Source organism: Corynebacterium sp. HMSC074C01 (assembly GCF_001814605.1).
In the GTDB taxonomy this organism is placed as follows: Bacteria; Actinomycetota; Actinomycetes; order Mycobacteriales; family Mycobacteriaceae; genus Corynebacterium.
Window position 1 is genome coordinate 22693 of sequence record NZ_KV817254.1, and the last position, 17326, is coordinate 40018.

19 protein-coding genes are annotated in these 17326 nt (G+C 60.6%); 6 read left to right on the top strand and 13 right to left on the bottom strand.

Features of this window, described 5'->3' with window-relative positions; genetic code table 11:
- Position 1 precedes the first annotated feature (1 nt).
- From priA to hisD, 7 genes are read right to left on the bottom strand one after another with little or no spacing between them, the layout of a single operon-like run.
- Positions 2 to 784 carry a bifunctional 1-(5-phosphoribosyl)-5-((5-phosphoribosylamino)methylideneamino)imidazole-4-carboxamide isomerase/phosphoribosylanthranilate isomerase PriA gene (priA, locus tag HMPREF2978_RS00990; protein ID WP_070526838.1) on the bottom strand — a complete coding sequence of 261 codons (783 nt, stop codon included), beginning with the start codon at positions 782 to 784 and terminating at the stop codon, positions 2 to 4.
- Positions 785 to 814: 30 nt separating this feature from the next.
- Entirely contained in the window at positions 815 to 1450 is a 636-nt protein-coding gene (gene hisH / locus HMPREF2978_RS00995) for an imidazole glycerol phosphate synthase subunit HisH (protein ID WP_070743569.1), read from the bottom strand.
- A complete protein-coding gene (locus HMPREF2978_RS01000) occupies positions 1447 to 2667 on the bottom strand; it encodes an MFS transporter (protein ID WP_070743572.1) in 1221 nt (406 codons plus the stop codon). Before HMPREF2978_RS01000 ends, hisH begins: the two co-directional genes overlap by 4 nt.
- Positions 2668 to 2717: 50 nt before the next feature.
- Positions 2718 to 2900: a hypothetical protein gene (locus HMPREF2978_RS01005; RefSeq protein WP_070526828.1), complete on the bottom strand. Its 183-nt coding sequence runs from the start codon at positions 2898 to 2900 to the stop codon at positions 2718 to 2720.
- Positions 2901 to 2905: 5 nt separating this feature from the next.
- Positions 2906 to 3538: an imidazoleglycerol-phosphate dehydratase HisB gene (gene hisB / locus HMPREF2978_RS01010; RefSeq protein ID WP_070743575.1), complete on the bottom strand. Its 633-nt coding sequence runs from the start codon at positions 3536 to 3538 to the stop codon at positions 2906 to 2908.
- A 59-nt stretch (positions 3539 to 3597) separates the two neighbouring features.
- Positions 3598 to 4701: a histidinol-phosphate transaminase gene (locus HMPREF2978_RS01015; protein ID WP_070743578.1), complete on the bottom strand. Its 1104-nt coding sequence runs from the start codon at positions 4699 to 4701 to the stop codon at positions 3598 to 3600.
- Positions 4702 to 4704: 3 nt separating this feature from the next.
- Positions 4705 to 6054 carry a histidinol dehydrogenase gene (gene hisD, locus HMPREF2978_RS01020; protein WP_070743582.1) on the bottom strand — a complete coding sequence of 450 codons (1350 nt, stop codon included), beginning with the start codon at positions 6052 to 6054 and terminating at the stop codon, positions 4705 to 4707.
- A 151-nt stretch (positions 6055 to 6205) separates the two neighbouring features.
- Here hisD and HMPREF2978_RS01025 point away from each other — a divergent pair, with 151 nt between their 5' ends.
- Positions 6206 to 7129: a YbjN domain-containing protein gene (locus HMPREF2978_RS01025; RefSeq protein ID WP_070526816.1), complete on the top strand. Its 924-nt coding sequence runs from the start codon at positions 6206 to 6208 to the stop codon at positions 7127 to 7129.
- Here HMPREF2978_RS01025 and HMPREF2978_RS01030 read toward each other — a convergent pair.
- Both HMPREF2978_RS01030 and HMPREF2978_RS01035 read right to left on the bottom strand, forming a co-directional pair.
- Positions 7088 to 7528 carry a hypothetical protein gene (locus HMPREF2978_RS01030; protein WP_070743585.1) on the bottom strand — a complete coding sequence of 147 codons (441 nt, stop codon included), beginning with the start codon at positions 7526 to 7528 and terminating at the stop codon, positions 7088 to 7090. The two genes, HMPREF2978_RS01025 and HMPREF2978_RS01030, sit on opposite strands and share 42 nt — an antisense overlap.
- Before the next feature lie 149 nt (positions 7529 to 7677).
- Complete coding sequence (locus tag HMPREF2978_RS01035; protein ID WP_070526810.1) at positions 7678 to 8412, bottom strand: hypothetical protein; 735 nt, start codon at positions 8410 to 8412, stop codon at positions 7678 to 7680.
- A gap of 174 nt (positions 8413 to 8586) precedes the next feature.
- On the opposite strand from HMPREF2978_RS01035, the gene HMPREF2978_RS01040 reads away from it, so the two are divergent.
- From HMPREF2978_RS01040 to HMPREF2978_RS01060, 5 genes are all read left to right on the top strand, one after another.
- Positions 8587 to 9174, top strand: a complete 588-nt coding sequence (locus HMPREF2978_RS01040) for a TetR family transcriptional regulator (RefSeq protein WP_070526807.1) — start codon at positions 8587 to 8589, stop codon at positions 9172 to 9174.
- 14 nt (positions 9175 to 9188) lie between these two features.
- Positions 9189 to 11417, top strand: a complete 2229-nt coding sequence (gene glgX, locus HMPREF2978_RS01045; protein WP_070526803.1) for a glycogen debranching protein GlgX — start codon at positions 9189 to 9191, stop codon at positions 11415 to 11417.
- A gap of 53 nt (positions 11418 to 11470) precedes the next feature.
- Positions 11471 to 12862, top strand: coding sequence for a 3'-5' exonuclease (locus HMPREF2978_RS01050; RefSeq protein WP_070743588.1), 1392 nt, complete (start codon positions 11471 to 11473; stop codon positions 12860 to 12862).
- 123 nt (positions 12863 to 12985) lie between these two features.
- Positions 12986 to 13621, top strand: a complete 636-nt coding sequence (locus HMPREF2978_RS01055; RefSeq protein ID WP_246818706.1) for a hypothetical protein — start codon at positions 12986 to 12988, stop codon at positions 13619 to 13621.
- Between the two features lie 51 nt (positions 13622 to 13672).
- A complete protein-coding gene (locus HMPREF2978_RS01060) occupies positions 13673 to 14677 on the top strand; it encodes a GTP pyrophosphokinase (RefSeq protein ID WP_070743591.1) in 1005 nt (334 codons plus the stop codon).
- On the opposite strand, the gene HMPREF2978_RS01065 is transcribed toward HMPREF2978_RS01060, so the two are convergent.
- The 4 genes from HMPREF2978_RS01065 to ilvA are packed head-to-tail and all read right to left on the bottom strand — an operon-like array spanning position 14674 to position 17259.
- A complete protein-coding gene (locus HMPREF2978_RS01065) occupies positions 14674 to 15060 on the bottom strand; it encodes an RNA-binding S4 domain-containing protein (protein WP_010190494.1) in 387 nt (128 codons plus the stop codon). The two genes, HMPREF2978_RS01060 and HMPREF2978_RS01065, sit on opposite strands and share 4 nt — an antisense overlap.
- Before the next feature lie 6 nt (positions 15061 to 15066).
- The gene (locus tag HMPREF2978_RS01070; protein WP_070526793.1) at positions 15067 to 15303 is read right to left on the bottom strand and encodes a hypothetical protein; all 237 of its coding nucleotides are present in this window, start codon (positions 15301 to 15303) and stop codon (positions 15067 to 15069) included.
- 34 nt (positions 15304 to 15337) lie between these two features.
- On the bottom strand, positions 15338 to 15976 hold the full coding sequence (locus HMPREF2978_RS01075; protein ID WP_070526791.1) for a YigZ family protein: 639 nt from the start codon (positions 15974 to 15976) through the stop codon (positions 15338 to 15340).
- The gene (gene ilvA / locus HMPREF2978_RS01080; protein ID WP_070526789.1) at positions 15976 to 17259 is read right to left on the bottom strand and encodes a threonine ammonia-lyase IlvA; all 1284 of its coding nucleotides are present in this window, start codon (positions 17257 to 17259) and stop codon (positions 15976 to 15978) included. Before ilvA ends, HMPREF2978_RS01075 begins: the two co-directional genes overlap by 1 nt.
- Between the last annotated feature and the right edge of the window lie 67 nt (positions 17260 to 17326).

Genomic DNA, 17326 nt, shown 5'->3' on the forward strand with positions numbered 1-17326 from the left:
CCTACCTCTCCTCGATCGGGTCGATGTATTCCTCTTCCGGCAGCGGGGTCACCTCTGCGACGGCAGCGAGGGCCTCCTCCAGCGTGAAGCGCTCCTCATAGAGAGCCTTACCAATGATGGCGGAATCAATTCCTTCATTTTCGTAGAGGGCCAACTCACGTAGATCATCCAGGGTAGAAATCCCGCCGGAGGCAGTGACCTTGGCTTCCGTGGCGGCCGCGACCTCACGCAGCAACTCAATGTTGGGGCCCTGCAACGTACCGTCCTTGGACACATCCGTTACTACAAAGCGAGTACAACCAGCCGCGTCGAGGCGTTCGAGGACCTCCCAAAGGTCGCCGCCATCGGATACCCAGCCGTTACCTCGCGTACGCCACTCGCCATCTATCAGGCGGACCGCCAAATCCACTGCGATACGGTCACCGTGTTCTGCCAGGGCCTTGGCAATCCAGTCGGGGTTCTCCAAGGCCGCGGTACCAATATTGACGCGGCGCGCACCGGTAGCGAGAGCCCGGGCCAGGGTCTCATCATCTCGAATCCCGCCGGTCAGCTCCACGTTCAGGTCCACGCTCGTGGTGATTTCGGCAAGCAGTTCATGGTTGGATCCGCGGCCGAAAGCAGCGTCCAAATCGACTGCATGCAGCCACTGCGCCCCCTGAGCCTGCCACTTCAGGGCAGCCTCACGCGGCGAGCCATAGGATTTCTCGGTTCCGGCCTCTCCTTGATCGAGGCGAACTGCCTGACCATCAACGACATCAACCGCGGGCAACAGTGTAAAACTCATGGTGGGTAGTCTACCTTTCACGCAGGCTCTTTAAAGCGTTCCTATCCAGTTCTTCAGCAGCTGCGAACCAACGTCACCAGATTTCTCCGGGTGAAATTGGGTGGCCCACAATGCGCCATTGTCTACCGCAGCGACAAAACGGTCACCGCCGTACTCAGACCACGCCACCTTCGGCGGCTCCGTAATTTCGGTCTCGAGCTCCCAGTTCCGCGCGGCATAGGAATGCACGAAATAAAAGCGATCCTCTACGCTCACGCCTTCAAACATGCGGCTTCCGCTAGGAAGCTCCACGGTATTCCATCCCATGTGCGGGAGGACGGGCGCCTGCAAGCGAGTGACCTCCCCCGGCCACTCCCCGCAACCTTCGGTGTGCACGCCGTGTTCGGTGCCGGACTCAAAGAGAATCTGCATGCCTACGCAAATCCCCAGAACCGGGCGACCACCAGCCAATCGCTGACCAATGATTCGCGGCCCCTGTGCAGCGCGCAGCCCCTCCATGCAGGCAGCGAAAGCGCCTACACCGGGTACCAACAGGCCATCGGCCTCTACAGCTAGTTTCGGGTCTGCGGTCACCGTAACGGTGGCACCAACCCGCTCCAGCGCGCGCACTACCGACCGAACATTGCCAGCGCCATAATCTAGGACTACTACGTCGTGTGAGCTCATCGTGCTTCCTTTCCGGGCCTCTTCGGCCTTCTAATCATGCGCAGGCGAGTCTGAATATCATTCAGCTCGCTCACACGGGTTTTGCCCAAGGCGCGGTCAGCCGTGGACATGAGCAGGCCCACCGCGATGATGGCAGCGCCGGCGGCGAAGGCGCCATCATATCCGGACATAGCCACGACAGCGCCGAGAACCGTCGAACCAAGGCCGGTTCCACCGTCATAGAAGATATTCCACACCGCAGAGCCCTCCGAGAGACGCTCGCGCGGGAGACGGTCAAACATCGACAACAAGGCCTCGTTTTGCACGATGCCGAAACCCGCACCATAGATGACAGTGCCGAAGACAAGCAGCCATACCGACCATTCTTGCCACAGCACGGCGGCGATGAGACCCACACCAAAGACTGAGAAAGCCTGAGCGGGAATCATCAGCGTGCCTGGCTGGCCCACTCGGTCCGCCACCACACCGGCCACATAGCGTGCGATCATGGCCGAGCCACCGATCACCGACAGCATGAGACCGCCCAAGACAGCGCCGCGCTCAGGGTCCAGCTCGCGCACCGCCGGGGAAATGAAGTTGGAGGCCACGCCGTAGCTCACGGAGAAACTGGTCAGGGCCAGCGCGGGGACGAGCACGAGCTTCCACATTGGTGCCCGCGGAGTGGTGTCCGTGGGATCCGGCAAGCCCACTGGAGCTGCCTTGATTTGGGGTACCAGAATGCACGTGAAGAATCCCAGTAGGCCAAGGCCAGCGGCCAGAAGATACACCGTTTTGTAGTTGAAGGCTGAAGCCACCGCAAGACCCAAAGGTAAGAAGGCCATTTGCGCCGCTCCGATGAACAACCCGAAGATACCGGTGGCCTTGCCCAGAAGGCGCCGTGGCGTGATTTCCGCGATGAGTGCGTTCTCCGCCACCGTGAGCGCACCGAAGCCGATTCCGCGCAGGGCGGAGAAGCCCAGGGCGATCGGGGCGACGTCGCCCAGCATGTGCCCCAACGCCGGCAGCCCCAGCAACAGCGCCGAGGCTGCCATAATCGGGCGATAGCCAAAGATACGCAGCAACATCGGAGTTGCCATCTGGGTAAGTACTGTAGCCAGCATGAACACGCCAGTCGTGGCACCAGCCAATGTCGCGGAACCGCCGGAATCCAGCACGGCCAGCGGCACCACGGGCAGCAAAACCGACCACGCGCCAAAAGCGGAAACCACCGCGATCATGGTTTCCCTAAAGCCAGCAACCTTCCATACGCTCTGAGGGGTCTTTTCCGTCACTTCGCCGCCAATCCTGCTGAGAAGATGTCAAGGAACCACACCAAGGCAGCGGCCACGGAGACCGCCGCGAGTGCACCCGCGACCACGGTCATCAGCACCGACCCGTTCTGGTAAGCCGCCCACGCACCACCGACGAGCAAACCGGCGACCAGAAAGAGAACGAGAACCATTGCATTCATAAGTCTTAGAGCGCTCCCTTCGTCGAAGGAACTCCGTTCACGCGCGGATCCTGCTCAGTAGCCTGGCGCAGAGCACGGGCCACCGCCTTGTACTCGGCCTCCGTGATGTGGTGCGGATCGCGGCCGTAGCGCACGTTGACGTGCAAGGTCGTCGCCGAGTGCGTGGCAAAGGTTTCGAAGAAGTGTCGGTTGATAACCGTGGCGTAGTGCCCACCGATAATCTGCCACTCCATGTTCTCCGGCTCGCCATTCATCACGAAGTAGGGGCGCCCTGAGATATCGACGACGGCTTCCACCAGCGCCTCATCCATGGGCAGCAGCTGGGACCCGAAACGGCGGATTCCGGACTTATCCCCCAACGCCTCCAGAAAAGCGCGGCCCAGCACGATAGCAGTGTCTTCGACCGTGTGGTGAGCATCGATGTCAATATCGCCCTCAGCGTGGACGCGAAGATCGAAGGAGCCGTGGGTGCACACAGCGTTAAGCATGTGGTCAAAGAACGGCAGCCCCGTCGAAATATCCGCCTGGCCGGTGCCATCGAGGTTTATTTCTACGGAGATCTTTGTCTCCCCAGTGACGCGCTCTGCGCGGCCAATGCGGTCGCCATGGTTGTGACGTACAGCGTCGCCAGCACTCATTGCTCCACGCTCCTTCTTCAAGTCATGGGCCCACAATGTGGGCTCAATTCATCATCGTTTCAGTTAGTCATCTCTACTTTATCTGCCAAATCTGCCGCGGCCGAAAGGAAGGCGTCATTCTCTTCGGGCAGACCAATCGTGGCGCGCAGAAGTCCCGGTACACCGTTATCTCGAATCAGGACATCACGGTCCAGGAACCCCTGCCACACCGCGTGCTGATCGGCAAAGCGTCCGAAGGACACGAAGTTGGATTCGCTCGGCACCACGTAGTACCCGAGCTCCTTAAGCCCTGCGACAACCCGGTCCCGCTCCGCCGATAGTTTGGCCACGGTTCCCAAGGTCTCTTCCTTATGAGCAAGGGCCACGGTGGCCGCGATCTGAGAGAGAACCGACAGGTGATAGGGCAAACGAACGAGCATGACGGCTTCCACGAAAGCCGGATCTGCCACGAAGTAACCCAAGCGCCCGCCGGCGAAGTCGAAGGCCTTGGACATCGTGCGCGATACCACGAGCTTGGTCGGGTACTTCGCCAGCAGTGTTGTTGCTGACGGCGAGGGCGAGAATTCCATGTAAGCCTCGTCCACGATAACGATGCCCGGCGCGGCCTGCACGATCTTCTCCACCACATCGATCGGGGTGACGTCACCGGTGGGGTTGTTCGGGGTGGTGATGAAGACGACGTCGGGGCTGTGCTTGGCGACGGCCTCCAACGCCTCCTTTTCATCAATCCGGAAATCCGCATCGCGCGAGCAGGAGATGAATTCGGTTTGGGTGCCCGCGCACAGGATGGGGTGCATGGAATAGCTCGGGGTAAATCCCAGCGCGCTACGCCCCGGCCCGCCAAAGGCCTGAAGCAGCTGCTGCAAAACCTCATTGGAACCGTTAGCTGCCCAGACGTTCTCCACGCTGACAGCCACCCCGGTTTGCTCGCTGACGTACTCGGCCAGTGCCGTGCGCAGCTCCACGGCATCGCGCTCTGGGTAGCGGTTGAGCTCCCGCGCGTGCTTCTCGACGGCCGCCACCATGTCCTTCACCAGCGCCTCCGAGGGCGGATAGGGGTTCTCGTTGGTGTTGAGCTGGTTGGTCACCGTCAGCTGCGGGGCTCCATAGGCGCTGGAGCCGCGCAATTCTTCGCGAAGGGGAAGATCCTTCAACTCAGCCATTGCTTAAGCCTCTTCTTTCTGGGTATCGGTGTCATCAGCGAATCGTGCCGCAATTGCTTCACTATGGGCGGGCAGCGCCTCCGCGGTGGCGAAGGCAATGACATTCTGCGCTACCTCGCCGAGTGCTGCGCGGTCATACTCAATGAGGTTGACTGGGCGTAGGAAGGTGTGCGTCGACAGCCCAGCGCTGAACCGCGCGGTTCCCGAGGTAGGCAAAACGTGGTTGGAACCGGCGGTGTAATCACCGAGCGGAACGGGCGAATAATCGCCAACGAAGATTGCACCGGCGTGGCGGATGCGCTCCGCAACTGCCCGGGCATTCTTCGTGTGAACCTCCAAGTGCTCAGCGGCATAGGCGTCCGCGACAGCGATACCTGCCTCGAGATTGTCGACCACGACAATGCCGGACTGTTCTCCACGCAATGCCTCAGCCGCGCGCTCGGCGTTGGCTGTGGCGGTATAGCGCTGAGCTACCTCCGCATTCACCGCAGCGGCAAAGTCCTCAGAATCGGTGATGAGCACGGAGGCAGCCATGGGATCGTGCTCCGCCTGGGAAATGAGGTCATAGGCCACGTAGACGGGGTTAGCGGTCTCGTCGGCCAGGATGGCGATCTCGGTAGGACCAGCTTCCGCATCAATGCCCACCACTCCCTGCACCGAGCGCTTAGCGGCAGCAACAAAGACGTTGCCGGGACCGGTGATGATATCGACAGGCTCCAGCGCTTCTTCACCCGTAATGGGTTCATCATCGCCGTAAGCCAAAAGTGCGATGGCTTGCCCGCCGCCGACGGCCCAGACATCATCCACGCCCAGCATGTGGCACGTGGCCAGCACCGTCGGGTGCGGCAGGCCGCCGAATTCCTTCTGCGGCGGAGAAGCCACGACCATCGCCGCAGCGCCCGCTTCTTGAGCGGGGACGGCATTCATAATGACGGAAGACGGATACACCGCCTTGCCGCCCGGAACATAGAGCCCTACGCGCTCAATGGGCTGGAAAACCTCGGTGACCGTCGCACCTGGCGCCAGCGTCGTCGTGTGTGAAGCCGGCTTCTGATCAGCGTGAACGGCGCGCACGCGCGCGATAGATTCTTCGATGGCTGCTCGCACACTCGAATCCAGTTCCTCGGCAGCCTTCTTCAGCTCCTCCTTAGGCACTCGCACCGCGGCGGGGCGGATTCCGTCGAATTGTTCGCCGAAGTCGAGGGCCGCCGCCGCACCACCCTTGCGTACCTTCTCCACCATGGGGATGACGGTGCCCATCACCGAGGACACATCCGTTCCCCCTCGCGGCAAGACTCGGCGCAACCGGGAGGTGGTTAGTTCCTCTCCACGCAGGTCGATGGTTCGTAGCATGCTCAGACCCCTTTTATAATATGCAGCGGTTTCTATACCTTCCCATTACTATACCTGGACCGAAAAGCCAGCGAGCTGGCAGGTAGGGGTTATAGAATGTGCCACTAGTAACACATTCCGGGACCCCGAATCGGTGAAGGGAGGCGACGAGATGAGCAACGGCGCCGATGGCCTGGACAGCCAGTCTCCTTCCAACCTGCTTGCCCGCGTCGAAAACCTCGCGCACCGCGAAAGCCTCGATTGCATTCGGGTCACCGCACACGAGCTCCTCTTCCCCCACCCACCGCTTGGGGAAACCCGCGCTTTCATGGACACCGAGGGCGAACCAATCCTGCGTTTTTACACCACGCACCACGGCATTCTAGGTTTCGGCGACATCCCCGCTCTCAGTGAATTCGTCAACGACTGGAACCATGACTGCCTCTCGCCGCACCTCATCCTCAACTATTCGGCACCTACCGAGGTAGAAGTGTGGGGGCATTCCTTCCTCGTGGTTCACCAGAAACCCACGACGTCCCAGCTTGCCGCTTCGGTTCTGCCAGCACTCCACAACGCCGCGGCCTGCCTCGAAGAACTGGCCGATCACTTCCCGGTCCTCACTCTGCCCCGTCCGACGACTCCGGAAGAACAAACAGAACTAGACGGCCCCGTCTCCGCTGTGGATACTGCCCGCCTTGGGGAGATCCTTCCTACCCTGGGGATAACGCGCTTCCAATCGGATGCCGACGAGGCCGTCTATGCCTGGATCAATGATGTCCTTTTTGCTTTCGCCATCGATTCCGGCCCCAGCCTCATTATCAAAGGCCATTGGGATCCCAACCTGCCGGGCAGCGAGTTCTCCAAAATCTTCCTCATTTGCAATGACTGGAACCGGACCAATCACTCAGCCTCAGCCTTCTGTCACTCCAACATTGATGGGCTGCAGGTGCGCATTGATTACGCGATCATGACGGGCGCCGGGCTTTCCGACGCCCAACTGATCACCGCCCTCGGCCGCGGCATCAAACACGTCCTCCACGGGATCGACGACATCTCACGCGATGCGGTGGGCTCCTCCCCCGTCGCTTGGCCCTAGCGCATCATCGACCGCCGCCTCATCGTCTACCGTTTCGCTTTCGTGCCAAACGCTGGGCGGATCAAAAAACAGCGCAGACCAATAGGCAAACATGGCCATAAATGGCCCTACGAGCCAGGCAATGCCAGGTGAGAAATTCGGGACAAACTCCACAAACTCCCCGGGACTTTCTGGAATATCAGTGGCTGTCGCCCCACCGAAGACATAGAAGGACGCCGCACCAGCCAAAGCTGCCAGAGCCACCCATAACAGCAGGCCGACGCTGCGGTAGCGCTCTCCCCAACGGTGGGCGATAAGCCCCAAGGCCATACCGAGGAATCCTGTGATCAGCACGAAGGTGATATAGGAGTCGAATTGCACGTCGGCGACGTTGCCCAAAACATAGCCGCCATCCTCCATTCGATGACCCTCCAGAATAGGCCGCCACAGCCCCCATACAGCGCCAACAGCGGAAAATCCAAAGAGGGCTAACGCGAGCAACCCCGCGCCGAATCCGACGGCGCGGGGTATGCGAAGGCTAGGTGCACGCAGTGCAGGCACGATACTCTCTAGCCGCAGAAGGTCCAGTTACCGTTCTCACGCTTGAAGCGCATGGTGGAGCTATCCGTGCCCTGGCTGGTGTTGACGTTCACGGTCGCGGAGGCATCGTCACCGTTAACCACGACATCGTTGATGGACTCAACGCCAGTCTTGGACCAGTCAAAGCCATCCATCTGGGAGGTATCCTGGCCCGCTGCCGCCATCATGTCCTTGAGCTGGTTCATCGGAACATCCGGAACCTGGTTGTAGTCAACCTGGTCGAGACCGGAGTTCGGATCGTTGCGGATAGCCGCGCAGGTGTGCTCCGGGAGGTACTTCACGAAGGAACGCATGGTCTGCTGCTCATACATACCGCGCACTAGGGCGTTAATACCGTCGACATCCTCCTGGCTGGCGGCCTCACCCTGCACCGGTTCGACCTTGGGCATGTTCTGGAAAGGATCCGCGCCTTCTTCGAAGGGGTTGGCCAGAGTCTGGTTAGCAGCCTCGGGTTTCTCCCCCTCCGGCTTGGAAGCATCGTCCTTATTCTCTTCGCCGTCCTTCTTGTCCTCACCCTCCTTCTTCTCCTCAGAAGTCTTCTCCTCAGAAGTCTTTTCCTTAGACTTCGTAGTCGTGGTGGTCTTTGCTGCAGAGGACGCCGTGTCGCCTGCATTCTCATCATCGGAACCACAAGCAGCCAAGGAAAGCGGTGCAACGAGCGCAACAGCAATGAGGGACTTCTTGGCAGGTGTCAGAAAAGACAAGGGAAAACTCCTAAATATATAGAGAGCGATAGGTTAAACCACGCTGGGCGCGGCGTTTGCTCTTGGGCAACTTACATAACCTTAACAAGGGCTGTTTGAAGAATTCATATCCTACACCTTGAAGCTTCCTGTGAGCCTCACGTGGGGTTTCTCTTGCCGCGTAGAGTTGGTCGTGTGCACCTTTCTCGCGACGCTATCGTTTCCACCGCCCTTGAGCTCTTGACCCAATACGGCCTTGCTGATGTCACTATGCGCCGAGTCGCCACGAACCTCGGGGTCGCCCCCGGCGCGCTGTACTGGCACGTGGCCAACAAACAATCGCTGATCGCGGCCATGACTGCTGAAATACTCGCTCCTGTCACCGGGGAAAGCACGGCGGAGCTGGTCAGCTCTCTGCACAGTGAGCTGCAACGCTGGCGCGATGGAGCTGAAGTGGCCATCGCCGGAGCATCCTTCCCCGAATCCTCAGCGAGCGCCGACTTAGAAAAGCTATTCACCAAGGCACTGCAGAAGGAAGCACCCGATGCCTCGCCGGAGGATAGAGCCGTCGCCGCCCGCACTCTGATCCACTACACGCTGGGCGCCACTTTCATGGAACAATCCCGAGAGCAGCTCAGTGGGGCGGCGCTAGGAGGGACGTCGCCAAGCACAGCGTCTACAGCTCCCGAGACCGCCCCGGTAGACGCCACCTCGGTGCGCGCAGCAGAGCTGATGGTCGCCGGCTTAAGGTCACTGCGAAGCGATCACATACATCAGAATTGACTAAGCTAAGCCTCATGACTGAGACCCGTGCTGACCTAACGCTATCTCGCCAGGTGTGGCCTGGTTCCCCCTCCCCTCTCGGCTCCACCTTTGATGGAGCCGGTACTAATTTTGCTATCTTTTCCGAAATCGCCGAGAAGGTTGAGCTCTGCCTCATTGACCAGGACGGCAACGAAGAACGCATCGAATTAACCGAGATCACCGCCCACGTCTGGCACGCCTACCTCCCGAACGTCAGCCCCGGGCAGCGCTACGGATACCGCATCCACGGCCCGTATGAGCCAGAACATGGTCTGCGCTGCGATCCCTCAAAACTTCTTGTCGATCCTTATGCTCGCGCCTTCGACGGCGACTTTGATGGGGATCCCTCGCTGTACTCCTACGATATCTTCGCAGAGGAACCCGGCACCGGCCGCAACCAGGATGACTCCTTGGGCCACACCATGCTCTCCGTGGTCATCAACCCGTTCTTCGAGTGGCACGGCGACAACCGTCCGCATACCCCGGATAATGAAACAATTATCTACGAAGCCCACGTCAAGGGCATGACGATGACGCACCCGGATGTGCCGGAGAAGCTTCGCGGCACCTATGCCGGCATGGCGCACCCGGCGATCATCAACTACTTCAAGGACTTGGGAGTGACAGCCGTCGAGCTGCTGCCGGTTCACCAGTTCTTGCAGGATGATCGCCTGCGCCAGCTGGACCTGCGCAACTACTGGGGTTATAACACCTTCGGGTTCTTCGCCCCGCATGCTGACTATGCCTACGCTAAGAAGCCCGGCGAGGTAGTTGCTGAATTCAAGGCCATGGTTCGTGCCTTCCATGAGGCTGGAATCGAGATCATCCTCGATGTGGTCTACAACCACACCGCCGAAGGCAACCACATGGGCCCCACCATCGCCTTCCGTGGCATTGATAACCACGCCTACTACCGCTTGGTTGATGACAATCCCGAGCACTACATGGACTACACCGGCACCGGTAACTCCCTAAATGTCCGTCACCCGCACTCCCTCCAGCTCATTATGGATTCGCTTCGTTACTGGGTGACGGAGATGCGCGTGGATGGCTTCCGCTTCGACCTCGCTTCCACTCTGGCGCGCGAGCTGGATGACGTCGACAAGCTGGCTACCTTCTTCGATTTGGTTCAGCAGGACCCGGTGGTCTCCAAGGTCAAGCTCATCGCCGAACCTTGGGACGTGGGCCATAACGGATACCAAGTTGGTAACTTCCCTCCCATCTGGAGCGAGTGGAACGGCAAGTACCGCGATACCGTCCGTGATTTCTGGCGCGGGGAGCCGGCGACCATGGGTGAATTTGCCTCACGCCTGACCGGCTCCTCCGATCTCTATGCCAATAACGGCCGCCGCCCCACCGCGTCTATCAACTTCATCACCGCCCATGACGGCTTTACGCTGCGCGATTTGGTGTCCTATAACGAAAAACACAATTCCGAGAACAGTGAAGACAATCGCGACGGTGAGTCCCACAACCGCTCGTGGAACCATGGCGTGGAGGGGCCGACTGACGACGAAGAGATTAAGAAGCTCCGGCGCCGCCAAGTCCGCAATTTCCTCACTACCCTCCTGCTATCCCAGGGCACCCCGATGTTGTGCCACGGTGATGAGCTGGGCCGCACCCAGAACGGCAATAACAACGTGTATTGCCAGGACAACGAGATTTCCTGGATCGATTGGTCGATGCTGAAGCAGGAAAAGAACAGCGCCATGCACGGCTTTACCAAGCGCCTCATCAACATCCGCAAGAACCACCCGGTGTTCCGCCGCCAGCGTTTCTTGGCTGGTGGCCCCTTCGGCTCTGAGGTGAAGGACCGCGATATTGCCTGGCTCGTGCCCTCCGGCAAACTCATGACCCCGCAGGACTGGGATTTTGAGTTCGGCAAGGCCCTCATGGTCTACCTCAACGGTAACGCGATTACGGAAACCACCGCCCGCGGTGAACGCATTACGGATGATTCCTTCATCATGATTTTCAACGCTCACCACGAAGACATCGAATTCACACTGCCCAAGAAGGACCTGGGTGCTAGTTGGCGGCTCATCGTCGACACCTCTGATTCCGGTGGCTATCCGGACGAGGAGAAGCTCATCGCGGCCGAAGGGTCCATCGTGGTGCAACCGCGCACGACGCTGATTCTGCGCCAGACTGAGCCCCCGGTTTTCGACGACAGCGATGACTCTGCACAATCCGCTGCCACGGCAGCAGCAACTGATAGCTAGACTGCACTCCACCGTCTGCAGTCCACCATCAACCCCGTCCTTGAAAGGAAACCGTGTCCTATACCGCCCACGGTGCCGTCATTGATGTCACCACCGATGCCCTCACCGTCCACCGCTCCCAGCTTTCCGCTTCCCTTGGCGCCCCAGCTCGCGAGACTCTCTCCTTGGCTGATGCCACGGGCGTGGAGTGCACGGAACCGACGGCAACCGGGTTTGGGCAGGTCATAGTGCGCGGCACGAGCGATTCTGCGGGGACTGGTGAGGACACGGTTATCCGCTTTGCGCCGGGTCAAGATGCGGCGGCATTCGCCCGCGCGGTTGAGGCAGCGCTGCGCGGGGAAGCACCGGCTGCCAGCACCGGCGTGCAGGGGCTGGACTTCACCGCCGTCGATGTGGAAACCGCCAACGATAACTGGGGCTCGGTCTGCCAGATCGGTGCGGTCCGCTTCCGCGACGGCGAAGAAACCGAGTCCCGCACGTGGCTGTGTACTCCCCCTCCGGGACTCGAGCACTTCGACGAGGTCAACATCAGCATCCACGGCATCACGGCGGAGGACGTTGCTGATGCTTCACCCTTCGCTGATGCTGCTGCCGAGCTCTTCGAGTTCCTCGGCACGGACACGCTGGTGGCCCACAACGCGCAATTCGATTCCACGGCCCTGCGCAGTGGCCTCAAGAAGGCCGACGCGCCGGTGCCAGAAGTTCGCTTAGCGTGTTCCCTGGCACTGGCCCGCGATGCCTCCCGTGCGGGCGTCATCGACGTGGCGAACCATAAGCTTCCCACCGTCGCCTCCTGCCTCGGTGCCGAGGATTTCCGCCATCACGAGGCCACAGCCGATGCCCGCGCGGCGGGCGAGATTGTCAGTGCCCTGGCGCAGCGCTTTGGCTACTCGGGAAGCATCGAGGACTTATTCACCTCCCGTGATTTTGCACTGGGCACGTTGAGCGAGGAGTCCATCATCCCGGTCCTGCGCGCCAACACCGCTCCGCTCTCCGCGGCCGACTTGGGCGCCGGTACGGATTTCCGCGACAAGACGCGCATGGCAGGCACAGCCTCGGGCTCGAAGAAAAACAAAAAGAGCTCCGCCGCTAAGGAGCGCCGCGGTCCGGCCCCGTGGCAATCCGTATCTACTCCGGACACCATCCCGGATCCTAATCCTGATGCGGATCCGGAAGGCGCGCTATTTGGTCAGAATGTCACCCTCACCGGTGACTTCGAGCCTTTCGACAAGGGCCTTTTGTGGTCCAAGATTGCTGAACGCGGCGGCCAGGTGGGCAAGAACGTCACGAAGAAGACCACCATCCTGGTCGTGGGCCAGTGGGCTACCAAAACCTCTAAAGAAAAGCGCGCTGAGGAGCTGCAGGGCAAAGGCCAGGACATCGCAATCTGGCAGACGGACAAGCTGTTGGAGGAGCTGCAGCTTGATGAAGCTCCGCCGTTCTAACCTGCGTATCTGTTGAGCACGGAGGCGCAAAGCATCAAGGCTCTAGCGCGTGGTGGGTTTTCTCCGAACTAGTGGGAACCTGTGGGCATAAAGTGCAGTCCAATAAGGGCAAGGAACCTGCACTTGCCTACCTTTTGGAGTAAATCCACCATGACCATCGCGCTGCCCACCTCCCTCCGCATCGACCACCTGCTCCCCTCGCTCTGCCCGAGCGAAGAGCTCAACGGAGTCAAGCTCTGTGATGATGGCTTCGGTGATTCACCTGCTAGCCTCCAGCTATCGCGCACGCTATCGATGTCCTTGGTGCACGGCACGGGCGCTGAAGCCAAGCGCGTGAGCCAGCGCGCTGTGGACGATATGGGGTTGACCGTGCGCCAAGCGTGGGATACTGCCGCGCTGAATCTGCAACGCCGCGCACTGACGCAGCAGGGGCTGCGTTTCTTTACCCGGCCTGCTGAGCTCGGACTCAGTAGAGCGGAAAGCGGCCTCGAGGTGCGGGTGCATCGCTGCGCTGTCTCGTCGTGGTTGGCTCACCCGCAGGCCTTCGTTATCCTAAACAATCATCTGCAGCGGCTTAGCCAGGCTCGGAGCATTACCTACCTCGTGCCTGATGCACACACTCTCTACGCGCTGCTCAACGTTTCCCCGCCGCGCGCCACGGAACTGGCCTACCGCGCGGCCGAATTGCGCCCGCGCCATCGACCACCGCTGAGCTTGCAACCACTAGTATTGGCTAACGGCTTCCCACTGGAGGTATAGAAAACACCTCCAAACTTCCCCCGCCGTGGCCGAAAGGAGTCACGTTTCACGATGGCTGAATCATCCATGTCCCGCCTGAGCAACCAGTACCATTCCTGGGTACACGCGCACCCCACCGCGGCGCAGGATTTCCGCGATGCCATCGAGGACTTGCTTAACGACGCCGGCATTATCTTCGACCGCGTAGCAACCCGCGTCAAGCAGTGGCCTTCTCTCAAGGCCAAAGCGAAGAAGCGCCGCGACAACGGCGAGCTGATGTACCCGAAGCCATGGGAAGATATCCACGATGTTTTGGGCGTGCGAATCACCGTCTTCCACTCCACAGTTATCCCGGAAGCCCTGGAGGTTTTGGGAGAAACCTTTGCCGTGCTGCGCTCGGTGGATAAGGCGGCGGAAACACGGATTTCTGGTGGTTTTGGGTATGGCTCGCACCATTTGGTGCTGACGGTGTCCGAGGACAGCGCCGCCACGCTGGAGGAACTTGAAGCCTATGTTGGCTGGACCTTCGAGATTCAAATTCGCACGGTGCTACAACACGCCTGGGCAGAATTTGAGCACGATATCCGGTACAAGCAGGGCCCGAACCCGCCTTCCCCACAGGTGGATCGCCTCTTCACACTGGCTGCGGGCCTCATTGAGCTGGCGGACCAGCAATTCGATGAGATCGCCGCACTCAAAGCCCCCAGTTCTGAGGCAGGCGATGACGTAGAAATTACAGCTGAGACCCTCCCTGGCGTCCTCGCCATTATTCTGGGCAACCGCTTCCCGCGTTCACGCTCGGAGCATTATCGCTTCCTTGCCGAGTTGCTCGAAAACAACGGCATCACACGCTTGAGCCAGCTCAAGCAGCTGCTCGACGATGACGCCATCGCCCACGTGCACGACGCCATGCACTACCGCTTCCGCCCAGGCCAGGTCAGGCTTATCGACGACCTGCTGCTCAACAAATTCGGCCCCCAGCACATCGAGGCCACGGCCGAGGCCGGTGACCGCAAAGACCGCAAGCGCCGCTTGAACGCGCGCTTGAAGGCCTTAAAGAACTTCCGGAATAATTAGCGGAATCCACCGCGGAATTTCTCCATCTGCCGGCGTTCTTTCTTCGTCGGGCGGCCAGCACCGCGCGGTCGGACCGGAACGGAGGGCATAAACTCTTTCGGCGGTGGCGGCGGGGCATGGTCGATATAACAGGTGCGCGCAATCGGGGCGCCCACGCGCTTGGACACGGTGGCTAGCACCTCAAGGTCATGCTCGTGGTGGTTGCGCCACACGCGCACGCGGTCGCCGGGCACAACCTGCTGCGCGGGCTTGGTGGCGTTGCCATTGAGTTTGACGTGCCCGGCGCGCACGGCGGTGGCGGCCTCCGAGCGAGTCTTGAACATGCGCACGGACCAGACCCAAGCATCAATACGTACGGGCCGCCCGTCGGGCTGATTCACCATGAGCTTTTACAGGTTGTGGTTCTCGTTCACGATCTTCTGGATTTTGACCCAGTTGTACACGCCACCCACCACGGCGACGATGAGGCCAATGGCCATCCAGGTCCAGAAGCTGGTAAGTGCCCAGCCCAGGAGCACACCGCCGGCGACGCCGCCCACGACGCAGATGGCTCCGTTGCGTGCATGGGTACGCACGGCTTGCTTGCGTTGCTCAATGGGGTTGTTGGGGCGTCGCTGCATAGTCATGGGGCTCATTCTACATGGCCCGAATCCCGCGGCCTTAAAGCTCCACCCAGGCAGTTCCAGCTTCCTTTGGCTCTACCCCACCCTGGGTCAGCGCGGCGAGCGTCGCCGCGAGCTCCTCCTCGCCGCCGGGCTCAACGGACACGGTGAAGGTCACTGCCTGGCAGTAGTCGGTATCCACCATGTCCACACCGCGGTTGCGCAGCTCCGCCTCCAACCGGCCGGCCTCCGCGTGGGAAACCTCGACAGTATAGAGCTCGCGCAAGGCGCGCGTGACGTGCTCAACTTGCTCCATGGTCTCACTGACGGCACCGCCGTAGGCGTGAACGAGCCCGCCCGCGCCCAGCTTGATGCCGCCGAAGTAGCGCACCACGACCGCGCAAATATCGAGCAGTCCGGAGCCCTTCAAAACATCGAGCATTGGCTTGCCCGCCGTGCCGGAAGGCTCGCCGTCATCAGACGATCGCTCCACTGGATTCGAGCCATCGACGTGGTAAATGTACGCCGAGCAGTGGTGGCGGGCGTCGGGGAAGCGGTCGCGGGCGGCGTCGATAAGCGCGCGTGCTTCCTCTTCATTCGTGGCGCGGCCAATGAGGGTGATAAACCGCGAACGTTTGATCTCAATCTCGTGTTCAACGATGTCACCGGCGACGGGGCGCTGATAGCTCTCCAGCATTATGCGACGAGGAAGTCATACTCGGGGGTACCTGGCTTAAGTTGCTGGCAATTGAGCTTCGACTTCTCCATGCGCTCCAGCAGTCCGTCTATACCTGCGGCGCTACCCAATTCGATGCCCACCAGCGCAGCGCCGGTCTCACGGTTATTGCGCTTGAGGTACTCGAACAGCGTAATGTCATCTTCCGGGCCAAGAACATCCTGCAGGAAGTGGCGCAGCTGGCCGGGCTCCTGCGGGAAATTCACCAGGAAGTAGTGCTTGAGTCCACGGTGCACCAGGGAGCGCTCCATGATTTCGGCGTAGCGCAGCACGTCATTGTTGCCGCCGGAAATCACGCAGACCACCGTTGAACCCGGCTGCAGGTTGAGCGTGCGCAGGCCGGTCACGCTCAGCGCGCCGGCGGGCTCGGCGATAATGCCCTCGTTTTGGTACAACGCCAACTGCTCCGTGCAGACGGCGCCTTCGGAGACGGTGTCATGGTGCAGGCGGCCCTGGTTGGCTTCCAGAATCTGGAAGGGCAGCTCGCCGATGCGCTTGACGGCAGCACCATCGACGAAGGGATCAACGGTCTCCAGGGTCACGGGCTCACCAGCAGCGAACGCTGCGCTTAGCGACGCCGCCCCCGCCGGCTCAATGCCCACCACCGCCGTACGCGGGGCCATGTCGGCGAGGTAGGAGGTGATGCCGGAGATGAGGCCGCCACCGCCCACGGGGACCACCACGGTATCGAGGGATTTACCGATCGAAGACAGCTGGGAGACGATTTCGGCGGCCACAGTTCCTTGGCCGGTAACGGTATCGCGCGAATCGAAAGGCTCGATGAAGAAGGCGCCGCGCTCCGCTGCATCCGCGTGCGCAGCAGCTGCTGCCTCGTCGAAATTGGCGCCGGTGACAACGAGTTCCACGAGGTCGCCGCCGTGGACCAGGATGCGGTCGCGTTTTTGTTTCGGGGTCGGTTCCGGCACGTAGATCTTGCCGTGGATTCCCATGGTGCGGCAGGCATAAGCCACGCCCTGGGCGTGGTTGCCCGCCGACGCCGTAACGATACCTTGCGTCCGCTGCTCTTCGCTGAGGTTTGACATGCCATAGATGGCTCCGCGGATCTTGTAGGAGCGCACATCTTGTAGATCCTCGCGCTTTAAGTACACCTCATAGCCGGTTTCCTGGGACAGTCGCGGGCAGTATTGCAGCGGGGTCGGGGCAATCTCCGAGCTAATTCGCGATTGGGCCAGTTGGATATCAGAGGCGTGGATTGGCTCGAAGTCTTGCGGGGTGCTTGTCATGGTGGCTCATTTTAGCGCCCCACCATTCTTTCGTCGCGCATTACCTAGCATTCGACCGATTCACTGA